Origin of the sequence: Cryobacterium sp. MP_M3 (assembly GCF_015752155.1) — a bacterium.
Taxonomy (GTDB): Bacteria; Actinomycetota; Actinomycetes; order Actinomycetales; family Microbacteriaceae; genus Cryobacterium.
In genome coordinates this window covers 1-13,187 of sequence record NZ_JADOVI010000021.1, presented here as the reverse complement: position 1 = coordinate 13,187, position 13,187 = coordinate 1, and the positions used below count along the sequence as shown (strand labels likewise).

Genomic DNA, 13,187 nt, shown 5'->3' with positions numbered 1-13,187 from the left:
GACCCGACGGTGATAGCCCCGCAGACTCTCAAAATTCAAGCGTCGAGTCAGGGAACGCTGACAGGCCGCGACGTAGTTGTCACCCTCCGTGTACCACTCCTTTGCCAGCCCCGCCCTGCCCGCGTCGCTTCCCGACCGACCACAGCCAAACGCCCAGCCAGCTGGGTCACTGCCCCCTATGGCTACGAAGTCTACTGGCGTGAAAACGGGCGGAGCCCGCGCGAGCGCACCCGAAACCTTGCCACTCTCCCCACGGAAAAACGGCGCCGGGGCGAATGGGCCCGGTACCAGCGCCGCTTCGAAGACAAACTCTGCCGATACCCGATCCTTCGGCTCGACGTCTCACTGGCATTTGAGTGGGATCCCCACAACCACACCTGGCAGGAAAGCCTCGACACCCTCGCTGCCCTCGGTGGCGACAACTCGGTCGATATCGGACATCGTGTCTTGGGGCGTTCCGTCTGGGCGGAAGAGTCAATCACCGAGGCAGACCTCACCACGCTCGGGTGTGGAAATGCCGACGTGCTCATCGGACACGACGCACCGTTGCACCTGCCGACCCTGGACGCGTGGATGGCGGCAACAGACCACGGGTGGCCGCCAGCCGGCCTCAAGTACTCCGCTGAAGGACGAGCCATGTTCTATCGCGGGTTCCTGCAGGTACGGCCCCGGCTCTACCTCGGCGGCCACTACCACCGGCACATCGACGAACTGGTCACCTACAGCCCCGGCGTCCGGGAATTCCAGACACGTGTTGTGATCCTGGATCAAGGCGGCTCAGCATCCGCGACCAGCCAGGCCATCCTCGACGTGCGCACCCTTGGACTGGAATTCATCACCCGGGATGGGGGCAAAGAAGGACCCACGAAAAGAACACGGCTGCGCTCGATAACCGCAAAGGCACAGCCGCCATTAACTGGCGATCGAGGCAACCCTCCCCACGTCCTGCTCGATCTTGGCAGCAGCGGTGTCTGTGGCGGTGAGTATTGCGGCCACGGTCTTCGCTCTCCGCGCACACTCGCAATGACCTCATCCGAGCAGCTGTACAGGGCTGTCGCCGCTGTCCAGGCCTGGTACGACGAGAACCCCGCGCGTGGGCGGGGTTCTCGCTGTGGCGACTGATTAGTCGTTCAGGTGCTGGATTGCGAAGTCGGCTTCCTCGGCGGTGAACTGTTCCCCGTACTCGCTGGTGAGCTGCTCACGAATCGACTCCGGGGACATGGCCATAGTCTCCTGGTAGGACTTCGCCTTGGCGAGAGCATTGGCGTTCCAGTCGGCCTGCACGTTGTCCACCCCGTACTGTGCGGCCTCCGGCGAGAATCTTTCGCCGTACTCCGAGGTGAGTTGGCCGTAGAGTCCGGTCTTGCTCATGTGCATGTTCTGCGAGTAGCTCGTGGCCTTGACCAGCGCGGAGGCGAAGTCTGCCGGGATAGCCGGGGTCGGAGGCTCGGGCGCCTGCGTTTCCTCAACCGGTGCCGCCTCCTCAACCGGGGCCGTCGTCTCGACTGGCTTCGGCTCTGTCGTCTCAACCGAGTCCGCTGTGGCTACCGGTGCCACCGCAGAGGATGTTGCCTCCTGCGGATTCGTCGCGGCATTCACCCCTGAGATGAGCATGGAGAGTGCGATCACTACTGCGGAGACGATCCAGGCGATCTTCTTGTTCTGGTCATAGCCGGCCAGCATCCGTCCCTGCTTGTCGCGCTGGGTTCCGGTGAGAACCAGGATCAGGTCGACGAGTACCCAGACGCCCAAGCCGCCGAGGGTGAACAGTTTGAGCAGGCCAGTGCCGATCTTGCCGAGGTAGAAGCGGTCCACGGCGAAGATGCCGAGCAGCAGGGCGAACAGCCAGGTGAGCACGAACGACTTGTTCGAGACGAGCACCGGCCCAAGTCGCCCAGCAGAGCCGGCGGGGGCGCCCGGCTGCGGTGCCGGGGGAGTGCGGGGAATCGGCTGTTCCTGCTGCGCGGCCGGAATGCCGGTCGGGGATGAAAGGTGATTGGTGTCAGTCATGCTGTGTCTCCTGTTCGAGTGGTGCTGTCTGAGCGGTGCTGTGTGAGATAAGAAAGGGTTACTCGGCTGCGGTCTCGATCACGATGTCGAGGCCGTTGTCGGGGTGGTAGCCCCACGATGCGGAGAAGCCGTCCCAGGTGCCGGTCTGGCGCCCGTCGAGAGCGCGGGTGCTGTCGATCCGACTGATCACGCTGTCCGGGGTGTCGAGCTCGAGCAGCACACAGGCCAGATCCTCGAAGTCGGCACCGGCCGAGTCCCCGCCTTTGCTCTTCATCGAGACGCTGCGGCCTTCGTCGCCCACGGTGATCCAGGGGTTGGACTCGATCTCACAGGTCGCGGCGGCAGCCGTCATCGGGCTGCCCCTCGCGATCGAGCCGATCCCGCCGGCCACGGATGCCGCGAGCAGCGACCCGACAACTCCGACGACCAGGCCGATGCCGAGGCCGGCGGCACCGATCCGGAGTTCGCGGGTGCTGAGCACCGGCGGGGTCGCCGTGAGCGGTACCGGGGGTATGGCCGATGTCGCCTCCGGAGACGGCGCCCGTCCTGGGGTCGGATCGTCGATGACCGTGGCGGCCGTCTCGACACTCGGAACGCCGTTCTCGTCTGTTGTCATGACCGTGATCTCCTGTGCGTGTTCTGCCCAGGCGCTGAGTGCCGGGCGTGGTGTACCCGGAGCAAGGCGCCTAGTGGTGAAGTGGTGGGAGCAGGCGGTGCGCGGACGTTCCCCCCGTGACCGTGCGCCGCCTGCCTATGCCTGAAACTTCGGATGGATCAGGCACAACGACACGCTAGGGCCGAGGGGTCACCCAAGCTTTGTTCGATGCTGATAACAGGGGTTATCAGCAAAAAACGTGCGAAAGGGCCGCACTGCCCTAACCTGAAGACACACGAGCAGGCACACGACGAGCAGAGGGGGAGCGCGAATGAGCACGTCTGAGCCGACGCTCCTGATGACGATGTCCGACATCGCCGCCCTTGCCCGGGTGCAGCGCCCGGTCGTCTCGGTCTGGCGCACCCGCGCCGCCCGCAGCGATACCCCGTTCCCGACCCCGGTGAGCCGTCGGCGCGGCCAGGAACTCTTCGATGCACACCAGGTGGGTGTGTGGCTCGCCGCCACGCACCGCGGCAACAACCCCGAAGCGGCGATGGATGCCGCGGGCCACGCCGCGCCCGACGATTCGGCCGGCGCCGCGGGGTCGACCCTCCGCGCAGTGACCGCGCTGCTCGCCCTGCGCGGCCAGCTCGGCACACCGCTCGGCACTCTTTCCGACGCCGATCTGCTCGACGCCGCCGACGAGCACGACCCCGACGACGCCCTGTTCTACCGGGAGATCGACGACATCGGTGCGGCCCGCGGGTCACTGGTCGGCTACGTCGACGCACTCGTGGAGGCCGCCTACGGGGAGGCCCCGGCGTTCGAGCGCATCCTGGCCGACCGGTTCCGGTTCGACCCCCACGGGCAGAGCGACACGACCCGAGGCGATACCGCACTGAGCGGCCCTGCCCTCAAGCTCCTGGCGCTGACGGCATCGGCACTCGCCACCACCCAGGGCAACGATCCCGCGAGCCTGCAGCCGGTGTTCGTAGATGCAACCGGGAGCGCCGGCGACATTCTGCTAGCCGTCGCCCACGCCCGCGCCGACGCCGGCGGCGACCTGACTGTGCTCACCCCGAACGACGACGGCGACTCCGCGCGGCTCCTGCGTAGGCGGTTGCTCGTGCACGGCATCACCCGGTTGGGCCTCGAGGTGCAGCAGTCCGGGGCATTCGCGGTCACGGAAACGGCCGTGCACATCGCGCAGTTGCCTCCGGCGAACCGAACGGCGATGATGCCGACCGAGATGCTCTCGGCGATCGACCAGATCGTGCTGCAGATGACCAACGACCAGCTCGGCGTGGTGATCGCCCCCTCGGCCGTGCTCAACGATGCCGGGCTCTCCCGCGAGAGCGACGAACTGCGCTCGACCCTGCTGCGTTCGGGCCGGGTGCGAGCGATCGTGCGCCTGCCGGCCGGGCTGCTCACCAACAAGCCCCAGCAGGCCCAGGCGCTCTGGGTGCTCGGGGCCGCGCACGCGCACGTTCCCCTCGCCGACCGTTGGACTATGGTCGCCGACCTCACGACCACGCCCCCGACCGAGGCGGTGATCGATGACTTGGTCAGCGACCTCATCGCCGCGCTGGGCGACCGCGGCACGGTGCGCGCCCACGCCTTCCGGTTCGCGCGCTTCGTGCTCACCCGCACCCTGCTCGCCAGCCGGGACTCGCTCATCGCCGGCGCGCGCACCGTTGCAACCACACCCCAGACGCACGGCGCCGCGCTCGCCGTGCGGGTTGACGAGCTGCTCGCCCTGCTGACCCCCGAAACGGATGCCGCGCCCGGCCTCAGCGGGCTCGCCCGGGTGTCGACGAGCGTGCCGGGCCCCACCGGCCGCACCGGCTCGGCCGCCCACACCGCCGCCGGCTCCGCCGCACCTCACACGATCGAGCAGCTCCTCGCCGCCACACATCTCCGGTACGTCCCGGGCAACCGCCTCGACGCCGACGACATCGCCGACGACATCTTCGAGGGCGGGCTGCGCGCGGGCGGCATCCGTCTCATCGGCCCGGCCGAAGTTCTCGGCGACACCGCGCTCGGTCACCGCCGTATCGACCGGCTGCGTTTCGCGGCCGGTTATCCCTCGGGCCGTGTGTCGGAACCCGGCGACGTGGTGTTCACCACCGTGCCGCGCCCCGCCGCGATCGTCGACCGGGAGGGCACCTCGGTGGTGCTCTTTCCGGCCCGCATCCTGCGGATCAACCCCGACGACCCGAACGGGCTCCTCAGCGAGATTGTCGCCGCGGACATCACGGCGCTCCCGCCCGGGCACCGGCGCTGGCAGCGCTGGCCGCTGCGCCAGGTGCACCACCGGCAGCGTGCTGCGCTCGCCGACGCCCTCGCCTCGGTACGGTTGGAACAGGAACGGGCGCACGAACGTCTCGCCCACCTCGACGAGCTGACCTCCCTGCTGATGGCAGGCGTCACCGCGGGCAGCCTGACTGTCTCCCAGACCGTCGGCCCACACATTTCACACGCATTCGCTCCATTGGAAGGAACCAACTAGTGGCACCCAAGATCAAAGTCGCCGCCGTGCCGTCGACCATGAAAGAGCTGAAAGACACCCTGTGGAAGGCCGCCGACAAACTGCGCGGTTCGATGGATGCCTCGCAGTACAAAGACGTCATCCTGGGTCTGGTGTTTCTCAAGTACGTCTCCGACGCCTTCGACGAGCGCCGCGAGCAGATTCGCACCGAGCTTTCCGCCGACGGCCTGAACGACGACCAGATCGCCCAACTCATCGACGACGTCGACGAATACACCGGCCGCGGTGTGTTCTGGGTAGGCGCCCGATCCCGCTGGACCTACCTCGCCGAGAACGCCAAGGGCCTGCCCGCCGAGCCGGGGGAGGCGCCCAAGTCGATCGGGCTCCTCATCGATGATGCAATGGAACTCATCATGGCCGACAACCCGAGTCTCGCCGCCACCCTGCCGCGCATTTACAACCGCGACAACCTCGACCAGCGCCGCCTCGGCGAGCTGCTCGACCTGCTCAACTCGGCCCGCTTCACAGGGCACGGCGCCTCCAAAGCCCGCGACATTCTCGGCGAGGTCTACGAATACTTTCTGGAGAAGTTCGCCGCCGCCGAGGGCAAGCGCGGCGGCGAGTTCTATACCCCCGCTGGCGTCGTGCGCGTGCTCGTCTCCGTGCTCGAACCCACCCACGGCCGCGTCTACGACCCGTGCTGCGGCTCCGGCGGCATGTTTGTGCAGGCGGAAAAGTTTCTCGAATCGCACAATGCCGAGGCTTCCAACATCTCGGTCTACGGCCAAGAGCTCAACGAGCGCACCTGGCGCATGGCCAAGATGAACCTCGCCATCCACGGCCTCAACGGCAACCTCTCCAGCCGCTGGGGCGACACCTTCGCCCGCGACCAGCACCCCGAGCTCACCGGCGACAAGGGCGCGGACTACGTGCTGGCCAACCCGCCCTTCAACATCAAGGACTGGGCTCGAAGCGAAAGCGATCCGCGCTGGAAGTACGGCGTGCCCCCGGCCGGCAACGCCAACTACGCTTGGATTCAGCACATCATCTCCAAGCTCGCCCCCGGCGGCAGCGCCGGCGTCGTCATGGCGAACGGCTCCATGTCGTCGAACTCCGGCGGCGAGGGCGACATTCGCGCCCAACTCGTCGAAGCCGACCTCGTCTCCTGCATGATTGCCCTGCCCACCCAGCTGTTCCGCAGCACCGCTATTCCGGTGTGCACCTGGTTCTTCGCCAAAGACAAGACCGCCGGCACCCACGGCAGCATCGACCGCACCGGCCAGGTGCTCTTCATCGATGCCCGCAACCTCGGCCACATGATCGATCGCGCCGAGCGCGCCTTGTCGGATGAGGACATCGCCAAGATCGCCGGCACCTTCCACGCCTGGCGTGGCACGAATTCGGCGACGGATGCCGGCCTCGAGTATGCCGACGAGCCCGGGTTCGCCTACTCCGCGACTCTCGCTGAGATCAAGGGCGCCGACTATGCCCTCACACCCGGCCGCTACGTGGGGGCTGCGGAGGTAGAGGAAGACGGCGAGCCGATCGAGGAGAAGATCGCGCGACTCAGTGCCGACCTCTTCGCACAGTTCGAGGAGTCCGACCGTCTTGCGGCGGTCGTGCGCGAGCAGTTAGGAAAGGTTTCGTGAGCTCACTTGACTGGGATCTTCGCAATATCGACGAGCTCTGTACCAAGATCACCAGCGGCGGTACGCCGAGTCGGTCCCGGCCGGAGTATTTTTCTGGCGGTACGGTTCCATGGATCAAGACAGGAGAGCTGAATGACAGCTATGTAACTGACTATTCAGAACGAATTACCGAGGAAGCCGTGGCCGCGTCCTCTGCCAAATTGCTGCCGCAAGGCACTGTATTGATGGCCATGTATGGAGCGACAGTCGGGGCACTTGGTGTACTTTCTGAGCCGGCGACCTGCAACCAGGCTTCTTGCGCGATGATATCTGATCCAAATGTTTGCGACGGTCGCTGGCTGTTCTACGCCTTGCTCAGCGACCGCCAGCGAATTGTCTCGCTGGCCACGGGAGCAGCGCAGCAAAACCTGAGTGCAGGCACCATTCGATCATTCTCGTATCGGACGCCAAGTGTGGCTGAGCAGCGGGCAATCGCAGAGGTGCTGGGGGCACTCGACGACAAAATCGCCGCCAACGCCAACATGGCGGAAACCTCGGCGTTGTTGGCAGCGTCAATCTACTCTTCCATTATTACGCCCGGTTCAGATGTCTTAGCCATTGGGGAAATGAGCACGCTACTTAGTAGGGGAGTTTCTCCGTCGTATTCGGATGACGTAGATGCCATGGTTGTGCTCAATCAGAAATGTATTCGTGGCCAGCGCGTTGGTGTGGGCCCTTCTCGATTGACCGTTTCAGGGAGAGTGCGGGCTGACAAGATTCTTCAGCTCGAAGACATTCTTATCAATTCGACCGGTCAAGGAACACTCGGTCGTGTGGCCCGTTGGACGCTTCCTTTCGCAGGACCGGTCACGGTTGACTCACATATCACCATCGTCCGAATCGATTCGGACCGGGCAAATCCGACGTGTGCTGGGCACGCTTTACTCGGTATGCAGGCAGCTTTCGAGGAGATGGCTGAAGGCAGTACAGGTCAAACGGAACTATCGCGGACCGAGCTTGCGAAAATGAAAGTAGCGCTGCCTGCCCGCGAAAGTCAAGTCGCTCTGGGGCGGAGGCTTCGGACGTTGCAGGAATTGCAGAACGCAATGTTCGCAGAGAACGAAACCCTCGCCGTAACCCGGGACGCGCTGCTCCCGCAGCTGATGTCTGGCAAGCTTCGGGTGAGGGATGCAGAGAAGACACTGGAGGGAGTGCTCTGATGGCGGGATTTTCGGAAGCGGAATGGGAACAGGTCGCGCTCGACTTTTTGGGCGAGCCGCTCGGCTGGAAGCCGACGCTGGGGGAGAAGATCGCCCCGGGCTCGGGTGAGCGGGACAGCTGGGACGAGTTGCTCATTCGCCCGCGGCTGCTTGCGGCGCTGCGGCGGCTAAACCCGGGCGTTCCGGGGGAGTACCTGCAGCAGGCGCTTGCCGAGATTGCCCTGCCGAAGTCGCAGGATGCGATTACGGAGAACCAGCGCATCCACGGGTATCTGGTTGACGGGTACCGGCTTACCTACATTGGTGACGACGGCAATGAGGTGAATGCGAGCATCCGCTTGCTCAGTAATGAGCCGAGCGAGAACGATTGGCTCGCGGTGAACCAGGTAACTCTGACCGGGCCAGACCTCAAGCGCCGCTTCGATCTCGTGCTGTACTGCAACGGCATGCCGGTGAGCATCGTGGAGCTGAAGAAGGCTGGTAGTGCCACCGCCGATGTGGCGGCGGCGCACGCGCAGCTGCAGACCTACCTGCGTGAGTTTCCGATGGCGTTTCGGTTCTGCGTGTTTACGCTCGTGAGTGACGGCATTATTGCCAAGTACGGTACGCCGTTCACTCCGCTCAACCACTTCTCGCCCTGGAACGTTAACGACGACGGCAGCGTCGTGAAGTTCGGCGATGTGAACGATTGGGATGCGAACACCGCCCTGGAGGTGGCGCTCTACGGCCTCTACAACCAAGAGCGATTCTTGCAGCTGGCGCATTCCTTCACCGCGTTCGACGAAGGATCGGCCGGCCTCACCAAGCGCATCGCCAAACCGCACCAATACTTTGCGGTGACCAAAGCAGTCGGCGCCACCGTTCAGGCGGTGCAGAGCAACGGTAAGGCCGGCGTGGTGTGGCACACGCAGGGTTCGGGCAAATCCATGGAGATGGAGCTCTACACCAACCTGGTAACGCGGCACCCGAAACTGAAGAACCCCACCGTTGTGGTGATCACCGACCGCAACGAGCTTGACGGGCAGCTCTACGAAACGTTTGCGGCGAGCCTGCTGCTGCCGGGAACACCCGTGCAGATTAAGCGGCGCAGCGAACTTCGACGGGAGCTGACCGACCGCACCACGGGCGGCATCTACTTCACCACGTTGCAGAAATTCGGGATCAGTCAGGCCGAGAAAGAGGCGGGGGTGGAGCATCCGCTTCTCTCCGACCGCCGCAACATTATTGTGGTCGTCGATGAGGCGCACCGCAGTCACTACGACGATCTCGACGGCTATGCCCGCCACCTGCGCGATGCCCTGCCGCACGCCACCCTCATCGCTTTTACCGGCACGCCAATCTCCTTCGATGACCGCAATACGCAAGATGTCTTCGGTGAATACATCGATATCTACGACCTGTCGCGGGCCGTCGATGACGGTGCCACGGTGCCGGTGTACTTCGAGCCGCGCCTTATCAAGGTGGGCCTCGCCGCAGAACTCACCGGCGAAGACGTTGACCTGGCGGCGGACGAAGCCACCGTGGGGCTCGACGACACCGAGCGGGCGCGCATCGAGGCATCCGTCGCCGTGGTGAACGCCGTCTATGGAGCGCCCGAGCGCATCGCTGCCCTCGCCGCCGATCTCGTGGCGCACTGGGAGAACCGGCGCTCGCAGATGACCAAGTTCATTGAGGCGCCCGGCAAGGCCATAATCGTGGGTGCAACGCGGGAGATCTGCGCGAACCTATACGCGGCGATCGTGGCCCTCCGACCAGACTGGCACTCCGATGAGCTCGGCAAGGGTGTCATCAAGGTGGTCTACTCGGGCTCGGCATCGGATGTGCCGCCGATTGCCGACCATGTGCGCCGGGATTCGCAGAACGCCACGATCAAGGAACGCCTCAAGAACGTCGACGACGAACTGCAACTGGTGATCGTGAAAGACATGATGCTCACCGGCTACGACTCACCGCCGCTGCACACCCTCTACCTCGACCGGCCGCTCAAGGGCGCGCTGCTCATGCAGACCCTTGCGCGAGTGAACCGCACATTTCGTGGCAAAGAAGACGGCCTGCTCGTGGCCTACGCGCCGCTCGCCGACAACTTGGCCAAGGCGCTGCGCGAGTACACCCCCTCCGACCAGGCGAAGAAGCCGATGGGCCGCGACATCGACGAGGCCATCAGCCTCACACTGACGCTCGTTGACACCCTGCGCGGGATGCTGGCCGGCTACGACTGGCGGGCCGTGCTTGCCGTGCCCGGACCCAAACGATACTTGAACGCGGTGTCCGGGTCGGTCAACTACCTACGGGATGCCGCCACTCCCGGCAACAAGGTACCCGAGGGTTCCGAGACCCTCGCCGCCGCCTACCGGCGCTACTCGGGGCAGCTGTCCCGAGCGTGGGCGCTGAGTTCAGGGTCGGGATCGCCGAAACTCAAGGAACGGCGTCCGGAGATTCAGATCTATGAAGAGATCCGGGTCTGGATGGCCAAGTACGATGCCTCCGAACGCCAGGCGTCGGGGCAGCCCGTTCCCGAAGACGTGCAGCGCCTGCTGGGAGAGCTGCTCGAATCCGCTACCTCGTCGGGGGACGTGCTCGACATCTACGAGGCAGCCGGGATGCCCAAGCCGTCGCTCGACGACCTCGGGCCATCGTTCGTGTCGAAGACGCAGCAGGCCCGCAACCCGCAACTCGCGATCGAGGCGCTGCGGAAGCTGCTCACCGATGAGGCGGTGCGCACGACGCGCAACAACCTCGTGCGGCAGCGCGCCTTCTCGGACCGGATCTCCGAGCTGATGAACAAGTACACGAATCAGCAACTCACCTCGGCCGAGGTGATTGCAGAGCTCGTGGCCCTGGCCCGTGAGGTCGCCGCGGAAGCGAACCGCGGCGCCGGTTTCGCGCCGCCGCTCAACCACGACGAGCTCGCGTTCTACGACGCGGTGGCTCAGAACGAGTCGGCGGTTGAGGTGCAGGGCGAGACCGTGCTGGCCGATATCGCTCGGGAGCTTGTCGCCGTGATGCGACGAGACGTGCGCACAGACTGGACCGTGCGCGACGACGTGCGCGCCAAGCTGCGCTCCTCGATCAAGCGTCTGCTCGTGAAGTTCGGCTACCCGCCGGACCGTCAGCCCGAGGCCATCAAGCTCGTCATGGAGCAGATGGAGTCGATGGCCCCGAGGTACAGCGAAGAGCGCGCGGCTTGATCATCCATTGTTCGCATTGCCGAACGCCCTTGTTCTTCAACCTGAGCATTAGTGTCCCACCGGAGGTATTTTGAAGGCCGTCGATTCCCATCTGCTCACGCTCCTGAAGAAGAGCAGCCAGTTTGTGGTCCCGATCTACCAGCGGGTGTATTCATGGCAGGAATCAGAGTGCAATCAGCTCTGGTCAGACATCATCCGAGCCGGAGAGAATGAGAAGTTGGGTGCGCACTTCACGGGCTCCATTGTCTATGTAGCGAAGGACCAGTCAACTAACACTTCTACAGAGCCTGACCTCATCATCGACGGCCAGCAACGCGTCACGACGGTCACTTTGTTGCTTGCAGCGCTCGCTACGCACCTTGAGAAACTGCCGGACGGCCAGAGGGAGCCCGTGGAAGGCTTCTCGCCGAAGAAGATCAGGAACCGTTACCTCCTGGATGAGGATGAAGACGGTGAGCGTCAATTCAAACTAATCCTCTCGCAAGGCGATAAGGGTGCGTTGATCTCAATTTTGCAGGGTGTTGAGCCATCGGACGATGCGTCGACGCGTGTGGTCGACAACTACAACTTCTTCGTGCGGAAGCTAAACGACTCGAAGTTGGACCTGTCAGCAGTGTGCAAGGGTCTCGACAAACTCGTGGTTGTCGATGTGACGCTGACGCGAAACGTTGACAATCCGCAGTTGGTCTTCGAAGCAATGAATTCGACGGGGAAGAAGCTTTCCCAGGCCGACCTCATTCGCAACTACGTATTGATGGACTTGCCGCCGAAGGCTCAGGAAAAGCTCTATTCTGCCTACTGGCGCCCAATGGAACTCGAATTTGCCGGTGCGGACGAGACGCAGTTCGACGAATTCGTCCGTCACTTCCTAACGGTGAAGACTGGCTCAATTCCACGTCTCGGCGATATTTATGAAGCCTTCAAGGACTACTCGACGTCCCTCGCATCCGACGACGACACCATAGACCCACTAGTTATCGAGCTTCGCGAGTACGCCCGTCGATACTGCGCGATAGCCCTCGGCAATGATCCTGATCCAAAGCTCCGCGAAGCGTTCAAGGACCTCGACCAGATCAAGGCGGATGTTGTCTATCCGCTTCTGCTTGAGGCTTACAGCGACCTTGATCTGGGCACCATCACGCGTGACGAATTGCTCGAGATCGTGCAGATGGTGACGTCATACGTGTTCCGTCGCGCTGTGTGTCGGGTCCCCACCAACTCCCTCAATAAGACCTTCGCTGGATTTGGTGCGGCAGTGCGCAAGGACCGATACGTCGAGAGCGTGAAAGCCCACTTCCTCAGTCTCACGAGTTACAGGGCATTCCCAACCGACGACGAGTTTCGAGCTGCCCTGCAATCCACAGATCTGTACAACTTCCGACGTCGTTCCTATTTTCTTCGAATGTTGGAAAACTATGGGCGGAAGGAACGCGTAACGATCGAAGATTACACGATCGAGCACATCCTGCCGCAGAATGAAAACCTCTCAGCAGTATGGAAAGCCGACCTTGGCGCCGACTGGCAGGACGTGCAGCACACCTATCTGCACACTCTCGGTAATCTCACGCTCACGGGATACAACTCCGAGTATTCAGACCACCCGTTCGTAAAGAAACGTGACATGGACGGCGGATTCAAAGACAGCCCGTTGCGCCTAAACAGAGGATTGGGTCAGCTCGAGGGCTGGAACGCCACTGAAATTGAGCACCGCGCCAAGCGCCTCGCAGAAGACGCATCGAGGATCTGGACAAGGCCCGAACTCCCCACAGATGTGATCGCAGAGTTCCAGCAAACACGACAGGAATCTGGATTCTCTATCGCGGATCACCCCTACCTACTGTCCTCGGCACGGCGCAAGCTATTCGATCGTTTGAGCGCCGAGACGCTATCGTTGGATTCCCTCATTACGAGGACTTTCCTCAAGCTCTACGTGGCATTCAAAGCTGAGACCAACTTCCTCGACTGGCGAGTAGCGCTTGGTGGTAGCGCCAGTCCAGGCAGGCGGTAGCGCAGTTCTGACGAGGTGGTAGCGACCCCGGGCAGGTCGCCCGGGGCCTC

General features: G+C 63.5%; 8 protein-coding genes. 6 read left to right on the top strand and 2 right to left on the bottom strand.

The annotated features are described in order from the left end of the window. Positions 1–9 precede the first annotated feature (9 nt). A complete protein-coding gene (locus tag IWX89_RS16785; protein WP_196904683.1) occupies positions 10–1,122 on the top strand; it encodes a hypothetical protein in 1,113 nt (370 codons plus the stop codon). On the opposite strand, the gene IWX89_RS18630 is transcribed toward IWX89_RS16785, so the two are convergent. Both IWX89_RS18630 and IWX89_RS16775 read right to left on the bottom strand, forming a co-directional pair. After that, positions 1,123–2,010, bottom strand: coding sequence for an Ltp family lipoprotein (locus IWX89_RS18630; protein WP_231383432.1), 888 nt, complete (start codon positions 2,008–2,010; stop codon positions 1,123–1,125). Between the two features lie 58 nt (positions 2,011–2,068). Next, positions 2,069–2,626 (bottom strand): hypothetical protein, encoded by a 558-nt coding sequence (locus tag IWX89_RS16775; RefSeq protein WP_196904682.1) that lies wholly within the window; start codon positions 2,624–2,626, stop codon positions 2,069–2,071. A gap of 310 nt (positions 2,627–2,936) precedes the next feature. Between IWX89_RS16775 and IWX89_RS16770 the strand changes: the two genes are divergently transcribed. The 5 genes from IWX89_RS16770 to IWX89_RS16750 all read left to right on the top strand — a co-directional run bounded on the left by IWX89_RS16770 (position 2,937) and on the right by IWX89_RS16750 (position 13,137). Next, entirely contained in the window at positions 2,937–5,114 is a 2,178-nt protein-coding gene (locus tag IWX89_RS16770) for a hypothetical protein (RefSeq protein WP_196904681.1), read from the top strand. Continuing rightward, positions 5,114–6,742 (top strand): class I SAM-dependent DNA methyltransferase, encoded by a 1,629-nt coding sequence (locus IWX89_RS16765; RefSeq protein WP_196904680.1) that lies wholly within the window; start codon positions 5,114–5,116, stop codon positions 6,740–6,742. Before IWX89_RS16770 ends, IWX89_RS16765 begins: the two co-directional genes overlap by 1 nt. Then, positions 6,739–7,941, top strand: a complete 1,203-nt coding sequence (locus IWX89_RS16760; RefSeq protein ID WP_196904679.1) for a restriction endonuclease subunit S — start codon at positions 6,739–6,741, stop codon at positions 7,939–7,941. The genes IWX89_RS16765 and IWX89_RS16760 overlap by 4 nt, the downstream gene beginning before the upstream one ends. Beyond that, positions 7,941–11,129, top strand: a complete 3,189-nt coding sequence (locus IWX89_RS16755) for a type I restriction endonuclease subunit R (RefSeq protein WP_196904678.1) — start codon at positions 7,941–7,943, stop codon at positions 11,127–11,129. The genes IWX89_RS16760 and IWX89_RS16755 overlap by 1 nt, the downstream gene beginning before the upstream one ends. A gap of 70 nt (positions 11,130–11,199) precedes the next feature. Beyond that, positions 11,200–13,137 carry a DUF262 and DUF1524 domain-containing protein gene (locus tag IWX89_RS16750; protein ID WP_196904677.1) on the top strand — a complete coding sequence of 646 codons (1,938 nt, stop codon included), beginning with the start codon at positions 11,200–11,202 and terminating at the stop codon, positions 13,135–13,137. The last annotated feature ends 50 nt before the right edge of the window (positions 13,138–13,187 follow it).